Source organism: Pseudoxanthomonas indica (assembly GCF_900167565.1).
Classification (GTDB): Bacteria; Pseudomonadota; Gammaproteobacteria; order Xanthomonadales; family Xanthomonadaceae; genus Pseudoxanthomonas_A; species Pseudoxanthomonas_A indica.
Genome location: NZ_FUZV01000002.1, coordinates 391,829 through 409,274 on the forward strand (window position 1 = coordinate 391,829; position 17,446 = coordinate 409,274).

9 protein-coding genes are annotated in these 17,446 nt (G+C 65.6%); 6 read left to right on the forward strand and 3 right to left on the reverse strand.

What is annotated here, in order from left to right:
- The first annotated feature begins 16 nt into the window (after window positions 1-16).
- The 3 genes from B5X78_RS12425 to clpB all read left to right on the forward strand — a co-directional run bounded on the left by B5X78_RS12425 (window position 17) and on the right by clpB (window position 4,934).
- Window positions 17-484 carry a DUF3574 domain-containing protein gene (locus B5X78_RS12425; protein WP_079726167.1) on the forward strand — a complete coding sequence of 156 codons (468 nt, stop codon included), beginning with the start codon at window positions 17-19 and terminating at the stop codon, window positions 482-484.
- Between the two features lie 81 nt (window positions 485-565).
- Entirely contained in the window at window positions 566-2,164 is a 1,599-nt protein-coding gene (locus B5X78_RS12430; RefSeq protein ID WP_079724848.1) for a SulP family inorganic anion transporter, read from the forward strand.
- 187 nt (window positions 2,165-2,351) lie between these two features.
- The gene (gene clpB, locus B5X78_RS12435; protein WP_079724849.1) at window positions 2,352-4,934 is read left to right on the forward strand and encodes an ATP-dependent chaperone ClpB; all 2,583 of its coding nucleotides are present in this window, start codon (window positions 2,352-2,354) and stop codon (window positions 4,932-4,934) included.
- Window positions 4,935-5,011: 77 nt separating this feature from the next.
- Here the strand turns inward: clpB and B5X78_RS12440 are convergent, their stop codons facing one another.
- On the reverse strand, window positions 5,012-6,226 hold the full coding sequence (locus B5X78_RS12440; protein WP_176140855.1) for a DUF3300 domain-containing protein: 1,215 nt from the start codon (window positions 6,224-6,226) through the stop codon (window positions 5,012-5,014).
- A 205-nt stretch (window positions 6,227-6,431) separates the two neighbouring features.
- Between B5X78_RS12440 and B5X78_RS12445 the strand changes: the two genes are divergently transcribed.
- Window positions 6,432-8,669, forward strand: a complete 2,238-nt coding sequence (locus B5X78_RS12445) for an EAL domain-containing protein (protein WP_176140856.1) — start codon at window positions 6,432-6,434, stop codon at window positions 8,667-8,669.
- A gap of 227 nt (window positions 8,670-8,896) precedes the next feature.
- Here B5X78_RS12445 and ybaL read toward each other — a convergent pair whose 3' ends face one another.
- Complete coding sequence (gene ybaL / locus B5X78_RS12450) at window positions 8,897-10,579, reverse strand: YbaL family putative K(+) efflux transporter (protein ID WP_079724852.1); 1,683 nt, start codon at window positions 10,577-10,579, stop codon at window positions 8,897-8,899.
- A gap of 102 nt (window positions 10,580-10,681) precedes the next feature.
- The gene (locus B5X78_RS12455) at window positions 10,682-13,072 is read right to left on the reverse strand and encodes a TonB-dependent receptor plug domain-containing protein (protein ID WP_079724853.1); all 2,391 of its coding nucleotides are present in this window, start codon (window positions 13,070-13,072) and stop codon (window positions 10,682-10,684) included.
- 161 nt (window positions 13,073-13,233) lie between these two features.
- On the opposite strand from B5X78_RS12455, the gene B5X78_RS12460 reads away from it, so the two are divergent.
- A complete protein-coding gene (locus B5X78_RS12460) occupies window positions 13,234-15,108 on the forward strand; it encodes an ABC-F family ATP-binding cassette domain-containing protein (RefSeq protein ID WP_079724854.1) in 1,875 nt (624 codons plus the stop codon).
- Between the two features lie 244 nt (window positions 15,109-15,352).
- A complete protein-coding gene (locus tag B5X78_RS12465; protein ID WP_079724855.1) occupies window positions 15,353-17,422 on the forward strand; it encodes a hypothetical protein in 2,070 nt (689 codons plus the stop codon).
- The last annotated feature ends 24 nt before the right edge of the window (window positions 17,423-17,446 follow it).

The following is a 17,446-nucleotide window of genomic DNA, read 5'->3' on the forward strand; positions in this document are numbered from 1 at the left end:
TGTTATCGGAGTTGCCATGCGTCGCCGTTCGCTCGTCCTTGCTCCCCTGTTGTTGGCCCTGGTCGCTTGCGCCAGTTCTCCCACCCCCGTCGTCCGCCGTGGCGGCGAAGTCACCGCCACCATGCAGGGCGACGCGGCCCGGCCGGCGCAGGCCGCGGGTTGGGTGCGCAGCGAGCTGTACTTCGGGGTGGGCACCGAGGGCGATACCACCTCGTCGATCAGCGAGACGCAGTGGCGCGCGTTCCTGGACAAGGAAGTGACGCCGCGCTTTCCCGACGGGCTGACCGTGTTCAACGCCTATGGCCAGTGGCTGTTCCGCGGCAAGGATGGCCCGGAGCGGTTGAACTCGAAGGTGCTGGTGATCCTGCATGAGGACACGCCGCAGCGGACGGCCGACATCGAGGCAATCCGGTTGGCGTGGAAGCAGGCGACCAAGCACCAGTCGGTGCTGTGGTCCAAGCAGGCGGCGGAAGTTTCGTTCTGATCGATCATCCGCGCGTCCTGCCCTCATCCCAGCCTTCTCCCGCAAGCGGGAGAAGGGGCTAAAACCGGTTTCGAGCTGCCCATGAATTCAACGTCTTTCCGCCCCCGCTGGTTCGTCCCCGGCGATCTCAATGGCTTCTTCGGCCTGGTGGTCGACAACCTGTCGATCCTCGGCTTCATTGCCGCCGCACTCATCGGCATCTTCCAGTTCCCGGCCGATGTGGTGTTTACCCGCATGTTCCCGGGCACCGCGCTGGGCGTGCTGGTCGGCAATCTGATCTACACCTGGATGGCGCATCGACTGGCGCAGCGCACGGGTCGCGATGACGTGACCGCGATGCCGCTGGGCCTGGATGCGCCCACCAGCATCGGCATGGCGCTGCTGGTGCTGGGCCCGTCATTCATCGGCTTCAAGCAGGCCGGCCTGGACGAAAGCGCCGCCGCATTGGCGACTTGGCAGCTGGGCATGGCCTCGCTGGTGGTGATGGGTACGCTCAAGCTGGTGCTGTCTTTCTTCGGCGATGCGATCACGCGCGCAGTGCCGCGCGCCGCGCTGCTGGGTTCGATTGGCGGCGCCGCGTTGACCCTGCTCGGCTTCCTGCCGCTGATCGAAACGCTGCGCTCGCCGGTGGTGGGCTTCGTCACCTTTGGCCTGCTGCTGTACGTGCTGGTGGCCAAGGGCAAGTTGCCGGTGCGTATTCCGGGCGTGCTGCTGGCTTTCATCGTCGGCACCACGCTGTATTACGGGCTGGGCCTGGCCGGGCTGGGTACGCCGGGCTTCAAGGTGCCCGAAGCCACCGCGCTCGCGTTCACCCTGCCGTTGCCCACGCTGGGTTTCATCAACGGCCTGCGCGACACCGTGCCCTACCTGCCGTTGCTGCTGCCGTTCGGTCTGCTGATGGTGGTGGGCGGCATCAACGTCAGCGAAAGCGCGCGCGCCGCCGGTGATGACTACCGCACGCGCGATGTATTGCTGGCTGAAGCGATTTCCACGCTGGTGGCCGGCTTCTGCGGCGGCGTCGCGCAGACCACGCCCTACATTGGCCAGCCCGCTTACAAGCACATGGGTGCGCGGCTGGGTTACACGCTGCTGGCCGGCTTGTTCATTGGTCTGGGTGGCATCTTCGGTTACGTCTCCGGGCTGGTGCAGTGGCTGCCGGTGGCGGTGCTGGCGCCGATCATCGTGTACGTGGGCCTGGACATCACCGTGCAGGCCTTCCACGAAAGCCCGCGCAAATATGCGCCGGCGGTGGCGCTGGCGTTCCTGCCTTCGATTGCCTACCTGCTGGTGATCAAGGTCGGCAACCCGGCGTGGATCGCGCCGGAAAACTTTGCCGCGCTGTACAACGGCGTCGACAGCCATGGCCTGCCGGATCTGGCCACCATCGTGACCCTGGGCAACGGCTTCATCATCACCGCGATGATCTGGTCGACCGCGCTGGTGGCGATGATCGATCAGCGCTTCGGGCGTGCCGCACTGGTGTTGCTGCTGGGGGCGGGGCTGACCCTGTTCGGCTTCATCCACTCGGTGGATCCGCGCGGCGGCATCTATCTGCCCTGGCACGTGGTCGGGCTGGGCAAGGCGATCCTGTGGCAGTTCGTCGGCGCCTATGTGGCCTTGGCGGTGCTGTTGGGATTGCTGGGGCTGCAGAAGCCGCAGGTGCAGGCGGAGAGTCGCTGAGGTTTGCCCTCACCCGGCGCGCTATGCGCGCCGACCTCTCCCGCTGGCGGGAGAGGTGGACGCCTCAGGCTGGCTGGTCGCTGACGCTGCATCGTGCGCCGTCTCAAATGGTCTTGAAACCGACGGCAGCACCCGCATCTGGATACCATTGCCGGCGCAGGCCGGCCTCTTTTTGAGGGTTTCCCCGATGCGGATGGACAAGCTCACCTCGCGTTTCCAGCAGGCGCTGGCCGACGCGCAATCGCTGGCCGTGGGCCGCGACCACACCATGATCGAGCCGGTGCACGTGCTCAGTGCGCTGCTGGAGCAGAGCGGCGGCAGCACCCGGCCGCTGCTGGCCCAGGCCGGCGTCAACATTCCCGTGCTGCGCGAACGCGTGGGCGAGGCGTTGGACAAGTTGCCCAAGGTCACCGGCCAGGCCGGTAATCTTTCCATCGGCAACGATCTGTCGCGCCTGCTCAACGTCACCGACAAACTGGCGCAGGACAATGGCGATACCTACATCGCCAGCGAGTGGTTCCTGTTGGCGGCGCTGGATGATCCGGGAGCGGCCGGCCAGGAACTGAAATCCAGCGGCGCCGACAAGCAGAAATTGCGCGCGGCGATCGACAAGCTGCGGGGAGGCGAAAAGGTGCAATCGGAAAATGCCGAAGACCAGCGCCAGGCGCTGGAAAAATACACCATCGATCTGACCGAACGCGCCGAGGTCGGCAAGCTCGATCCGGTGATTGGCCGCGATGAAGAGATTCGCCGCACCATCCAGGTATTGCAGCGTCGTACCAAGAACAATCCGGTGCTGATCGGCGAGCCGGGCGTGGGCAAGACCGCGATTGTCGAAGGCCTGGCCCAGCGCATCGTCAACGGCGAAGTGCCCGAAGGACTGCGCGGCAAGCGCGTGCTGTCGCTGGACATGGGTGCGCTGATCGCCGGCGCCAAGTTCCGCGGCGAGTTCGAGGAGCGGCTCAAGGCCGTGCTCAGTGACCTGTCGAAGAACGAAGGCCAGATCATCCTGTTCATCGACGAGCTGCACACCATGGTCGGCGCCGGCAAGGCCGAAGGTTCGATGGACGCCGGCAACATGCTCAAGCCGGCGCTGGCGCGCGGCGAGTTGCACTGCATCGGCGCCACCACCCTGGACGAATACCGCAAGTACGTGGAGAAGGATGCCGCGCTGGAGCGCCGCTTCCAGAAGGTCTTCGTGGGCGAGCCCAGTGTCGAGGACACCATCGCGATCCTGCGCGGGCTGAAGGAAAAGTACGCCGTGCACCATGGCGTGGAAATCACCGACCCGGCCATCGTCGCCGCGGCCACGCTCTCGCATCGCTACATCGCTGATCGGCAACTGCCGGACAAGGCCATCGACCTGATGGACGAAGCCGCCAGCCGCATCCGCATGGAAATCGACTCCAAGCCCGAAGAAATGGATCGGATGGAGCGCCGCCTGATCCAGCTCAAGATCCAGCGCGAAGCGCTGAAGAAGGAAAAGGACGCGCAGTCCAAGCAGCGCTTGAGCGATTTGGAAAGCGAAATCGACAGCCTGCAGAAGCAGTTCAGCGATCTGGAGGAAGTCTGGAAGGCCGAGAAGGCCACGCTCACCGGCGCGACAAAAATCAAGGAACAGATCGAGCGCGCCAAGCTGGATCTGGAAGCGGCCCAGCGCAAGCAGGACTACGCGCGCATGAGCGAAATCCAGTACGGCTTGCTGCCGTCGCTGGAAAAGCAGCTGGGCGCCGCGCAGGAAGCCGAGCAAAAGGGATTCAAGCTGCTGCAGGACAAGGTCACCGACGAAGAAATCGCCGAAGTCGTGTCGCGCTGGACCGGCATCCCGGTCAGCAAGATGCTGGAAGGCGAGCGCGAGAAACTACTGAAGATGGAAGACTCGCTGCGCGGACGGGTGATTGGCCAGGAAGAAGCGATCAAGGTCGTCTCCGATGCGGTGCGGCGTTCGCGCGCCGGTCTGTCGGATCCGGAGCGGCCGTCAGGCAGCTTCCTGTTCCTGGGCCCCACCGGCGTGGGCAAGACCGAGCTGTGCAAGACGCTGGCCGAGTTCCTGTTCGATTCTTCCGATGCCATGGTCCGCATCGACATGAGCGAGTTCATGGAGAAGCACGCGGTCAGCCGCCTGGTCGGTGCGCCTCCGGGCTATGTGGGTTACGAGGAAGGTGGCTACCTGACCGAGGCGGTGCGTCGCCGTCCGTACAGCGTGATCCTGCTCGATGAAGTCGAGAAGGCGCATCCGGATGTGTTCAACATCCTGCTGCAGGTGCTGGACGACGGCCGTCTGACCGATGGCCAGGGCCGCACGGTCGACTTCCGCAACACCGTGATCGTGATGACCTCCAACCTCGGCTCCAGCCTGATCCAGGAGCTGTCCGACGACAGCCCGGAAAGCTACACGCAGATGAAGGCCGCGGTGATGGGCGTGGTGCAGGCGCACTTCCGTCCGGAGTTCATCAACCGGCTCGACGACATCGTCGTGTTCCATCCGCTGGACAAGGCGCAGATCCGCGAGATTGCCCGCATCCAGACCCGCTACCTGGCCAAGCGCCTGGCCGAGCGCCAGATCAGCTTCGAGATCGACGACAGCGCGCTGATGCTGCTGGGCAATGTCGGCTTTGATCCGGTTTACGGTGCGCGCCCGCTCAAGCGTGCGATCCAGAGCCAGTTGGAAAACCCGCTGGCGCAGAAGATCCTGTCCGGCGAGTTCGGCCAGGGCGACCGCGTGCGGGTCGCGGCCGAAGGCGGGCACCTGGTGTTCCGCAAGGAATGAGTTGGGTCCATGCGTTGTGCAGAAAAAGAAGGCCGCCTCAGGGCGGCCTTCTTGATCCATCAGGGTGGAAGCGCGGGTTACTCGTCCTCGTCACCACTGAATCCGCTGTCGGCATCGCCGCCGTCATCGCTGATTCCACCGTCGGCATCGCTGTCATCACTGCTTAGCCCATCGTCCGAACCATCGTCTTCATCGCTGAACCCATCATTGGATTCTTCGACAGGGTCATTGTCGAAGGAAATGTCGGCTTCCTGCTCCTCCTCATCATCCTCGCCGACGATGGTGTCATCGGCGCCATCATGATCCGGCTGGCCTGAGCTGATATCGTCGCCGTCGTCTCCTTCATCGTCGTCGATCACCGGGCTCGACGCGTCAACCTGCGAAACATGGTCGCTGTTGTCCTCGACGTGGTTCGAGTGGTCGCTGTTGTCCTCGATGTGGTTCGAGTGGTCGCTGTTGTCTTCGACGTGGATCGAGTGGTCGCTATTGTCTTCGACGCGAATCGAGTGGTCACTGTTGTCGACATGCGTGGAACGGTCATCCACGTAGACGCTGTTGTCGGTGTAGTAATGGTTGACCACGGTCGTGCCGTGATCCCAGTCGATGTCGCCCCACTGCGCGTTGATGATGGCCACGCCCAGACCAAAGGCCAGTCCCGCCGCTACTGCCTCGCCCACGCGCGCGCGCGGTGCGAAGACGACCGGCGGGGAGGCGTAGGCCCAATGGCCATACACCACGACCGGGTCGTAGGCCGGCACGTACACCAGGCGCGGGTCGACCGGCTCGATGCTGATCCGTCCATGCGCCAGCACCACCTGCTGCTGTTTGCCGGTCCGCAGATGGCCTGCCTGGTAGGCCTGCCGGCGCAAGCGTTGCACCGCGTCCATCACCTGGGTCGGCTGCTGCGCATAGGCCTGACCCAGGTTGCGCAACCAGGCGGGCTGACCGGCCATGGCGTGCAGCACGTCCGGGAACGCCACCAGCGACTGGACGCTGGCATTCCAGCGTTTGCGGGCGGCCTGGCGGGTGGCGGCATCACCCTGCAGACGCGGATTGAGCTGCAACCAGCGCGAGGCTTCGGCCACTTGTCCGGGGAACTGCGCGGCGGTGAACACCTGCGCCAGCAAGGGATCCGGATAGAGCGCCACTGATGCGACCACCGGTACCAGCCGGTCGGCCGTCGAGATCGCAGGGGCGGCCCGGGCCGGCGCGATGACGAGGCCGCTGACCGGGGCGCAGCCGAGAAAGGCGGTCAGCACAGCGGCCAGATAGTGCGTGCGGGGAAAGGACATGGGGGGCAGGCGATGGGGAAACGGGCAGGGCGTTGCGGCGGTTCCGCAGCGGTCGAGCATGGTAGGCGGCCGACCACCGCGCTTGCGTGCGTGCTTTGTCAGCACGCCTGAGCGGCAGGGCTTGGCCGCTTTGCGCCTTGTCCTGCGTTCGTCGAACCATAGGACGTGCCCGATGCACGTCCATCGACAAGGCGTGGATGAGCCAATGAAAGCATGGTGGCGCAGCCCGGCTGGCAAGATCGTCCTGTTGGGTGGCCTGTGCGTGCTGGCCCAGCAGGTGGCGATCAGCTATCGCATCGATTTTTTCGGCACCACCGCCAACGCCTCCCTGATTCACCTGCACGCCGGCCTGCTGCTGGCCATTGCCCTGCTGGAAACCGACCGCCGCGTAGTAGCGGGCGCCGTGGCGTTCACGGCCGTGGGCTGGGCGGTGCGGCAGTGGAATTTCGAGCCCGGCCAGTGGCCTCCGCTGCTGTGGGGACTGGGCGCCTGGATCGCCATCGGTTTCTGGACACTGGCCTGTGCCCGTTGGGCCGGCTGGCCGCGGGATCCCGAACGTCGCCGCATCGACCGCCGTGGCCTGGGCCGGTTGGTGGTGATGGGCTTGTTTGTCTATCCAGCCGGGCTGGCCTTGCTGGGTGGCACCACCGTCCTCATTGCCGAGCCGGCGGTGGCGATCAGCTCGATGTTCCAGACCTTTTTCGCCAAGCAGTTCGGCGTGGCGGTGGTGACGTTGCCGCTGTTGGCGGCCTGGACCGAGCGGGGCGAGACCGCACCGCACCGCAGCAGCCGCTTCGCCGGCTGGGGCTGGCCGCTGGCGCTCATCGCCGGCCTGGCGATCAGCCTGTGGAGTTCGCAGGCCGTGCATGCGGGCCTGGCATCGCCGGCAGTGGTGTTGATGGATTACCGCTTCGCCCTGTTCGTGGTGCTGGCCTGGTTCGTGCTGCGGCTGCCGCCGCGCCGCTCGATGCCGGCGCTGGCGGCGGCGCTGTTCTGCCTGGTGTATGCGATGTCGGGTGCGGCCGAAGCCGGCAACACGGGCCTGGGCCTGGTCAATCTGTTCCACCTTGCGCTGGAAGTGGACATCCTGCTGCTGGCGATGCTGTACCTGTGGGTGATCAGCCGCGATCGCCGCGACCTGTCGCAACGACTGGGCGAGGAAAGCCTGCGCGACACCATCACCGGCCTGCCCAACCTGCGTGCATTGAGACTACGCATGCGCAACGCGCCGCCGGCGCGGCACGAACTGGGCTTCCTGCTGCTGGATCAGGCCGACACCCTGCTGACCGGCTTCGGCCTGGACACGCAGGCCCGGGTGATGGAAGCCATCGCCACGCGCCTGTCCGATCTGGTCGAGGTCTATTACCTGGGCACGGGCCAGTTCGGCCTGGTGCCGTTGAACAAGAGCGACGACGACATCTGGGAGCGGCTGGTGGTGCGCGTCGAGCACGCCGAACTGCATGCCGAGGATCAGCCAGTGCGCCTGCTGCCGTACCTGGGCGTGGCGTCGCTGTCGGCCTCGCCGGCCGACACCGTGGACGCGGCGCTGCTGACCGCCTCGCACCTGGCTTTTGATGCGCGCCAGCATGGCGAAGTGCTGCCGCGTTACAGCGATCTGAATGATGATCGCCTGCGCGAATCGCATCGCCAGCAGATGTCGGATGCGGCAATGGCACTGTCCTGCCTGCGCAACGAACGCATGGTGCTGTACTTCCAGCCGATCCGCCGACGCGCCAGCGCCGACGAAGCCGACGCCACCATCTCCGGCGAGGTGCTGTGCCGCCTGCGCGATGACGAAGGCCGGCTGATTCCCCCGGCGCGCTTCATGCGCCCCATCGAAGCCGCCGGCCGTGGCGCCGAACTGGATCTGGCGGTGATCCGCGCGCTGTTCCGGCAACTGCGGCGTTACCCCGATGCCTTGCCGTATTGCGAGCGCATCGCCATCAACCTGACCGGGCAGAGTCTGGCCTCGATGAGTTTCCAGATTGAGCTGCGCACCTTGCTGGCGGACTCGCCGCTGCCGCTGTCGGCGCTGTGTTTCGAAGTGACCGAAACCGCGGCCATTTCCAGCACCGCCATGGCCAGCCGCCTGCTGCGGGATCTGCGTGCGCGCGGATGCCAGGTGGCAATCGATGATTTCGGCACCGGCATGCAGAGCTTTGCACGCCTGAAAGAACTGCCGGTGGACATCATCAAGATTGACGGCTCGTTCATCCGCAACGTTGCCCAGCGCGGCAGCGATTACGCGCTGGTGCAGGCGACCGTAGCGGTGGCTGGTGTATTCGGCGCCGAGACCGTGGCCGAATTCGTCGAAGACCGCATCACCGCCGAATGCCTGGGTGAACTGGACGTGGACTGGGTGCAGGGCGATTTGTATTCGCCGCCACTGCCGCTGTCGGAAGTGCTGGCCAACGTGCTGCCTCGCGAGATGTCGTTCGGCTGATCTGCAGGGATGGCTTCAATGCCACGCTGCTTTTGCTCCCTCTCCCGCTTGCGGGGGAGGGCTGGGGTGGGGGCAGAACGAAGTCGCAAACTCAAAGACCTGGTCTTCGTTCCGCCCCCATCCCAACCTTCCCCCGCAAGCGGGGGAAGGGGCAGAAGCGATCCGCCCCGCAGCGCGTGGAGATGTCTGGCTTATCGGGCGCGCAGCGCCCGGTGACGTTTGACTTATCAGGCGCGCAGCGCCCGATACGGTGGCGTGGCCATCACCATCTCCGCCAGCGAGAACGCCAATTCGCGCTCGGCCAGCACCGCGCCATCGGCGCCATGTTCCAGCAGGTGCCGCACTTCGGTGTCGCTGTGCGCGCGCGCCAGCAGGGTCAGGCCGGGATTGATCGCACGCAGCTTGGCGATGGCCTCACCGGCTTCCAGTGGCTGCGGAATCGCCAACACGGCAATCTTGGCGCGATCCGGATGTGCTTCGGCCAGCACGCGATCTGCCGCCGCACTGCCACGGATGGCGGGAATACCGGCGGCATGCGCGCGCGCCACATGCTCGCCGTTGTCATCGATCACGATCAGCGGCACGCCGCGATCGCGCAGCACCTGCGCCAGCGCACTGCCCACGCGGCCGTAGCCGATGATGATGGCGTGGTCGTGCAGATCGAGCGACGGACCCGGCGGGATTTCCGGCTCGATCGGTTGCGGCGCATTGGCTTCGCGCTTGCGCACCCAGCCATCCAGCCACGAGAACAGGAACGGATTGGCGATGATCGACAGTAGCGAGCCGGCCAGGATCAAATCGCGTCCGGTCTGCGGCAGCAGATCCAGGCTCACACCGAGCGCGGCCAGGATGAAGGAGAACTCGCCAATCTGCGCCAGGCTGACCGAGATGGTCAGCGCGGTGCCGGTGGGATGGCCGAACATCCGCACGATCACGAACGCCGCCAGCGACTTGCCCACCACGATGATCAGGAAGGTGCCCAGCACCTGCCACGGATGCTCGATCAGGATGGCGGGATCAAACAGCATGCCCACCGAGACGAAGAACAGCACGGCGAAGGCATCGCGCAGCGGTAGGGAATCGTTGGCCGCCTTCTGGCTCAGTTCCGACTCGTTGAGCAGCATGCCGGCAAAGAACGCGCCCAGCGCGAACGACACGCCGAACAGGGTGGCCGAGCCGAACGCCACGCCCAGCGCGATCGCCAGCACCGACAGGGTGAACAACTCGCGCGAGCCGGTGGCGGCGATTTTTTCCAGCGTCCACGGAATGACGCGGCGGCCGACCACCAGCATCACCGCCACGAACAGGCTGAGCTTGACCAGCGTCCAGGCGATGGCCACCACGATGACGCCGAACACGCCTTCCTCGGCCTGCTGGCCCTTGCCGAACACATCGGCCAGCGCCGGCAGCAACACCAGCGCCAGCACCATCGCCAGATCTTCGACCACCAGCCAGCCCACCGCGATGCGGCCGCGCTGGGTGTCGAGCAGGCGTCGATCTTCCATCGCCCGCAGCAGCACCACCGTGCTGGCCACCGACAAGGCCAGGCCGAACACGAAACCATTGATGGGGGTCCAGCCCATGCCCCAGGCCAGGCCCCAGCCTAGCAGCGTGGCCACGGCGATCTGCGCCAACGCGCCGGGGATGGCGATGGCTTTGACTTCGAGCAGATCATCGAGCGAGAAATGCAGACCAACGCCGAACATCAGCAGCATCACGCCCAGTTCGGACAACTGGTTGGCCAGCGCCTGATCGGCGACGAAGCCAGGAGTGAAGGGACCGACAAGGATGCCCGCGAGCAGATAACCGACCAGAGGTGACAGGCGCAGTTTGTGGGCCAGCGCGCCCAGGACGAATGCCAGGGCCAGGCCAACCGCGACGATGTTGATCAGGTCGGTGTCATGATGCATCGATACTCGCGGGTGGTGGCAGGGGGAACCCCGAGTTTCGCCGAAGGCGGCGCGATCCTGCAAACCCGTCTTGTTGTGGCACAGATTCATGCACCGGTTTGCTTACCAGCGATAGCCAACCCGGCCGTACACGAAGGCGCCGTTGAAGCCGAACGGCGAGTAGCTGCTGTAAGGGAATTGCCCCGAGTTGGAGGTGGCGAAAATCGTCTTGTCCGGATAGCTGTCCAGCAGGTTGTCCGCGCCCACGGTGAAGGTCCAGCCCTGCAGCTTGTAGCTGGCCGAGGCATCCACCACCCATTCGTCGCCGTAGCGCTGATCGTTGGCGGCGCTGGTGGCGTTGCGCACGGTGTAGTCGCCATAGCGCGTGGTGGACAGGGCGAAGTCCCAGTTTTCCAGGTTCCAGGTCGCGCCGAGGTTGAGCTTGGTCTTGGGATTGACCTCTTCGATGCGCCCTTGCTCGTCACGCGAGACGCGTTGCAGGTTCAGGCCGTTGCTTTCCAGCTCGGGCGGGTTGGCCGCGATGTGGGTGATCTCGGTCTTGTTGTAGCCGAAGCTGCCGGTCAGGTTGAGCGTGCCGCTGCCCAGCGGCAACGCATAGGAGCCGACCAGATCCACGCCGCGGGTACGCGTGTCCACCGCGTTGGTGAAGTAGCGCACGCTGGTGACGTTGGGATAGCCCAGCGAGGACACCAGCGACACCAGTGCGGCACCCTGCAGGTTGCCCGACAGGATGATGCGATCGTCCACGTCGATCTGGTACGCATCCAGGGTGATGTACAGGCGATCAATCGGCTGCAGCACCAGGCCCAGACTGTAGGACAGCGAGGTTTCCGGTTGCAGCGGTTCGGCGCCCAGCGCGGCGGCCACCGGATGATCGACCGGGAACGTGCCCGACTCCAGGAATACCGTGCCGTTGAAGTTGCTCGTCACCGCGGTGTAGTGCTGCTGCGGCAGCGACGGCGCGCGGAAGCCGCTGGCCACGGTGGCGCGCAACGCGACCTGATCGGTGAAGGCATATCGCGCCGACAACTTGCCGGAAGTCTCGCTGCCGAAGTCGCTGTAGTCCTCGTAGCGCACGGCCGCGCCGCCGGAGAATTTGTCGGTGAAATCCGCTTCCAGATCCGCGTACAAGGCGTAGCTGTGGCGCGAATAGTGACCCGCGTTGGCCGGCGAGAAACCGCCAAAGCCCTGCGCACCGGCCGCCAGCGTGCCGGACTGGAAGTAGGAGTCCGGCCGGCCCGGCGACTGGTTCCACTTTTCGTCGCGGTATTCGGCGCCGAAGGCCAGCGTGACCGGATAGGCCAGGCCCCAGTCGAAGCCCTTGCTCACATCCAGGTTGACGATGTTCTGCGTGGTTTCCAATGCGCCGTCGTAGAACGAACGCGGGCTGGACGCGCCCAGGCTGGTGTTGAGCGAGTTGCGGGTGAAGAACTCCAGGTGGTTGTAGCCGTAGTTGTAGCTGGCGTCCCACTTCCAGCCGCCGGCGGTATCACCACGCAGGCCGGCGACCAGCGAGCGATCCTGCGAGACGTTGTTGATCTCCGGCACGAAGCCGTCCGGATAGATCGACAGGATGTTGCGTGCATCGCCCGGCGCGCGATAGAAGGCGAACGAGGTGATGTCGCGGTTGCCGAAGATGCCGAACGCGTACGCGGTGATCGCATCGGTCAACTTGAATTCGGTGTTGAGCGAGACCGACTGCGCTTCCACTTCCGGATCGCCGTAGACGAACTTCTTCTGGCCCAGTTGCGGATTGGAACCGCCCGGCGAGGTACCGGCGTAGGGGCGGGCGCGGTTGGTGCTGTCCTGGTCGTCGACCTGGCCGGCCACGTGCAGGAAGCCGCGGTCGCCGCCGAAAGTGATGCCGACATCGCCGGCCAGCTGATACTGCGCACCGTCGCCGGCCGAGTACTGGCCACCCTTGACGCCGATGCTGCCGCCTTCACCCGCGCCCTTGAGCACGATGTTGACCACGCCGGCGATGGCGTCGGAACCGTATTGCGCCGAAGCGCCGTCGCGCAGCACTTCGACGCGATCGATGGCGGCGATCGGGATGGTGTTGAGATCCACCGGCGCCGAGCCGCGGCCCATGCTGCCGTTGACGTTGAGCAACGAAGAGGTGTGCCGGCGCTTGCCGTTGACCAGCACCAGCACCTGGTCCGGGGCCAGGCCGCGCAGCTGCGCCGGGCGGATGGCGCTGGTGCCGTCGGTCACGGCAGGACGCGGGAAGTTGAGCGAGGGCAGGGAGCGCGCCAGGGCGGTGGCCAGTTCGGTGGTGCCGGTGGCCTGCAGCGCTTCGGAGGTGATGATGTCGATGGGCGAGGCCGACTCGGCCACGGTGCGGTCACTGACCCGGGTACCGGTGACAATCAGGGTGTCGAGCGTCTGCGGGGCTTGGCCTGGCGCGGCCACGGGGGCGTTCTGGGCGAGGGCGGGGGCGGTGGCGAGGGCCAGGAGGATGGCGGCGGACAGCGACGAAACCTTGCGAATCATGGGATCTCCAGCGACGGCGGGGAGGGGGCGGCGGCCCGGTACCTGCGAGGGCGGGGGCCACGGCTCCAACGTAACGTCAATTATTTGTTAACAGGTAGAATGGTGTCGCAGAACTTCTGCTTATCTGCTTATTCCCTCCGGCTCTCTCTGGCATTGCCCCCATGATTTCCTTGCGTAACTTCGCCATGCGGCGCGGCGAACGGTTGTTGCTGTCCAACGTCGATCTGACCTTGCATGCGGGCTACCGCGTGGGCGTGGTGGGCCGCAACGGCACCGGCAAATCCAGTCTGTTCGCGGCGATCCGCGGTGAGCTGGAAGCGGACAAGGGCGATGTCGATCTGCCCGGCAAGGTGCGTATCGCCAGCGTGGCGCAGGAAACCCCGTCGCTGCCGGACTCGGCCATCGACTTCGTGCTGGGCGGCGACCCGGTGGTTGCTTCGGCGCTGAAAGCCGAAGCTGATGCGCTTGCGGCCGAGGATTGGGAAGCCGTGGCTGCGGCGCATATCCGTCTGGAAGAAGTGGGTGGCTACGACGCCAGTGCCCGCGCCGGCAAACTGCTGCATGGCCTGGGCTTCCCGGCCGATACGCATCAGCGCGCGGTGTCGGCGTTCTCCGGCGGCTGGCGCGTGCGCCTGAACCTGGCGCGGGCGCTGATGATGCCCAGCGATCTGTTGCTGCTCGACGAACCCACCAACCACCTGGATCTCGATGCGGTGCTGTGGCTGGAGCAATGGCTGCTCAAGTATCCCGGCACGCTGTTGCTGATCTCGCATGATCGCGAGTTCCTCGACAACGTCGCCACCCACACCCTGCACCTGCATGGCGGCGGCGCCAAGCTCTACACCGGCGGCTACACCGACTTCGAGCGCCAGCGCGCCGAGCAACTGCGCCAGCAGCAGATTGCGTTCGAGAAGGAACAGACCGAACGCGCGCACCTGCAGTCCTTCATCGATCGCTTCAAGGCCAAAGCCAGCAAAGCCAAGCAGGCGCAGAGCCGGATGAAACGCCTGGCCAAGCTGGCCGGCACCGAAGCCGTGCGCATGGAGCGCGAGTTCCGCATCGAGTTCGCCCCACCCAACCGCCTGCCACATTCGCTGATCCGCATCAACCATGGTGAGGCCGGTTACCCCGCGGAAAGCGCGGCGGCCACACCCACCGTCATCCTGCACAACGTTGGCTTTGGCCTGGAAGCCGGCGATCGCATCGGCCTGCTCGGCCCCAACGGCGCCGGCAAGACCACGCTGGTGAAGTCGCTGGTGGGCGAATTGCCCTTGTTGGCCGGCGAGCGCGCCGCGCATCCGGATCTGCGCATCGGCTACTTCGCCCAGCACACGGTGGAGTCGCTGCACGAGGGGCAGTCGGCCATCGATCACTTCCGCGATCTGTCGCCGGACGCCTCCACGCAGTCGTTCCGCGACTTCCTGGGCAAGTGGAATTTCCCCGGTGATCGCGCGTTTGAAGTGGTCGACGGATTTTCCGGCGGCGAGCGCGCGCGCCTGGCCTTGGCGCTGATCGCCTGGCAGCAACCCAACGTGCTGCTGCTCGACGAACCGACCAACCACCTGGATCTGGAAATGCGCGAAGCGCTGGCCGAAGCGCTCAGCGATTTCGACGGCGCCATCGTCATGGTCTCGCATGACCGCCATCTGATTGGCCTGGTCTGTGACAGCTACTGGCGCGTGGCCGATGGCGTGGTGGAACCCTTCGACGGCGACCTGGACGAATACGCCGCCTGGCTGCGCACGCGCCCGGCCGCGCAGGGCACCAAGACCCGCATGGCCGAAGCCGCGCCCACCCCGCCGCCCAAGCCGGCCGGTCCGAAGAAGCCGCCCAACCCGCACAAGCTGGCCCAGGCCGAAGCGCGTCTGACCGAGTTGGAAGCGCAGATCGCCGGCATCGACGCCGACCTGGCCGACCCCAAGGTCTACGCCGACCCGCGCCGCGTCGAAGCCTTGGGCAAGGATCGCCAGGCCGCGCAGTCGGCGCTGGAACAGGCCGAGCAGGCGTGGTCGGCGTTGTACGAGGAAGCGGGCTGACCCGCTCGGCATCAGACGACCCTCTTCGCGCAGCCTCGATGAAGGCTCGAAGGTCGCCAGACGCACTCGACGGACTCCGGGGCTTGGGCTAGATTTGCCGTCATCCAAGGAAAGGCGTTGCGGGCTTCCGGGGAATCGCCCACAGCTACAGCGCCTGGACGCGAAGGGGGCGGGGATGCGGATTCGAAGTGCAACAGCCGGTGTGGCCCTACTGGCTGTAGTGGCTTGCGCCTGGGCCGCACGCATGGATTGGGCACCGTTCGCGGATGGACCGCGCGTCGCAGCGCGTGCCGCGCAAGCGGATCCGGGTATCGCCGCCGCGGCTGCCGCCGCGGCTGCCGGAGCGCGTGCAAACGGTTCACAGCCGCTGGTGCCTGGCGGCTACTTCACCATCGTCGGCGATGTAGTGGATCTGGCCAGCGCCAATGAACCCATGACAGTCACCGCACGCGTCGGCACGCGGGTATTCCCTGCCGTCGTACAGGGCCATACCTACAGCGTGAGCGTGTCAGGTGGACCGTCCACGGCAATGGTGAAGGTGGAAGTGGAATCCACCCGTGTGCATTACGAATCGGTGCTCGGCACCTTCGGCAGACTGCAGGCGCTGGCCGGCCCCGATGCACGTCTGGTGCAGGCGGAAAACGCCTGGGTGAAGGTGTCGTCGTACACCACCGCGCTCTCGCTGATGAGCGAATTCCAACTGGGAGGGCGGCAGGCAGCCAACGACACCGACATCCAGCGTGGCATGCGCGCCACGCCGACCGAAGATCTGGAAGCGGCCGCCTACCTGTTGATCCGGGGCATCACCGATCCCACGCCGGCTTACTTCCCGAACGGCTACGAGATGGTGAAGAACCAGGTCGAATACAGCCTGGCCTTGCGGGAAGACTCCGACCTGCTCTACGCGACCTATGGTTTCCTTTCGAAGCGGCCACCGACGGCGCCCGTCGCTTCGCTGAGCGAATTGCCCGAGCAACTCGTGATGAGCGACGGCGTGTCGGCGCTGGACTTGCCGCTGGGCGGCAAGCGCACGGTATTCCTGTTGCAGAAGGAGGCAGGCAATCAGGTCTCCTTTCTCGAGTCCTACCCGATGGCCCATACGCAGTACCGGGCCAGCATCGCGAGCGATGGCACGGTTGTACTCGAGCCCGACGTGCCGCCCGTCCACCGCGCTTTCAGCCGTGATCACGACGCCACGGTGGAGCGGCGCCGCACTCGTTATGAGCTGCGTCGCCTCTATCAGGGCGACCCGTACAGCCACTGGGCGATCAAGATGTTCTGGACCGAGCAGGTCGTGTCGTCGCCGGACCTACCGGTAGTGACCGGTTCGACCGAATACGTAATGGCAGGCATCGACGTGCAGCGCTGGTCGCAGCCGCAAGGCTGGGTCAATCCATCCAATCAGTTGATGGTGATGCCCTGGCTGTGCATCGACAGCGAGTCCAACCTCAATCGCTGCGAATCCACCCGCCATTCGTTTGCAGCCAACGGCAACGGCAGTACGCTGGGCTACGGAATGAAGTTCGCAGACAATCTGGCGATGGCGGGCGAAAGCGCACCAGGCCCGGATTTCAGCTGGAGCATTGACTCCGCTGCGCGCACATTGCAGATCACAGCGGGCGCCATCAGCACCACGTTCTGGCGGGTGGATGGCCAGGATCACGGCGCTGGCACGCTGCTTTATCTCGCGCGCGAGCAGGGCTCAGGGCAAGTGCAGGTCAGCTTGGATTTCGTCATCCCGCAGCCCGACCCGGCTCAGTGGTTGAGCTCCGGCGAAGGGCAGTGGCGTCGCAGCGATTATTCGCCCAGCAGCATCCGGTTCTATTACTACTACTGGCCGGGCCAGTTCGACATGACCCGCACCGCGGGCGTGGCCACCTACTACCGTCGTCCGCCAGCCTCGCGCGTGGACGTGCCACCGCTGGACTACCTGACCTATACCCAGCAGGGCGCCGTGGTTGACCATCGCGTCAACCGGATAACCACGCCCACGACCTGCGCCATCTATTACCCGGCCACCTGTCAGACCTTGCTGGTTTACTTCCGCCCGTTGTTGCGCGTTGGCAATCGTTACTACGGCCTGCAGGAAGAATACGAGCACCTCGCGGGCGGCAGTGTGGCGACCACCCTCACGCGCACGAGCAGTCGGGCGGTGTTCCAGGATTGCCTCGCCGGCGCCTGCAACGGGGTCACCGGACTGACCGACGTCGCTGCAGCGCCATCGCACGCTTCCGCGGGGCGCGCCTGGATGATTGATCGGGCTCCGGTCCAACGGCGTGCACGATACAAGGGAATTGCGCGCGCGGACCTGTAAGTGCATCGCCCGGCTGTCCGCCCG

Coding starts and splice junctions, on each gene's coding strand:
- B5X78_RS12425 (WP_079726167.1), top strand. CDS start 17: ATGCGTCGCCGTTCGCTCGTCCTTGCTCCCCTGTTGTTGGCCCTGGTC.
- B5X78_RS12430 (WP_079724848.1), top strand. CDS start 566: ATGAATTCAACGTCTTTCCGCCCCCGCTGGTTCGTCCCCGGCGATCTC.
- clpB (WP_079724849.1), top strand. CDS start 2,352: ATGCGGATGGACAAGCTCACCTCGCGTTTCCAGCAGGCGCTGGCCGAC.
- B5X78_RS12440 (WP_176140855.1), bottom strand. CDS start 6,226: ATGTCCTTTCCCCGCACGCACTATCTGGCCGCTGTGCTGACCGCCTTT.
- B5X78_RS12445 (WP_176140856.1), top strand. CDS start 6,432: ATGAAAGCATGGTGGCGCAGCCCGGCTGGCAAGATCGTCCTGTTGGGT.
- ybaL (WP_079724852.1), bottom strand. CDS start 10,579: ATGCATCATGACACCGACCTGATCAACATCGTCGCGGTTGGCCTGGCC.
- B5X78_RS12455 (WP_079724853.1), bottom strand. CDS start 13,072: ATGATTCGCAAGGTTTCGTCGCTGTCCGCCGCCATCCTCCTGGCCCTC.
- B5X78_RS12460 (WP_079724854.1), top strand. CDS start 13,234: ATGATTTCCTTGCGTAACTTCGCCATGCGGCGCGGCGAACGGTTGTTG.
- B5X78_RS12465 (WP_079724855.1), top strand. CDS start 15,353: ATGGATTGGGCACCGTTCGCGGATGGACCGCGCGTCGCAGCGCGTGCC.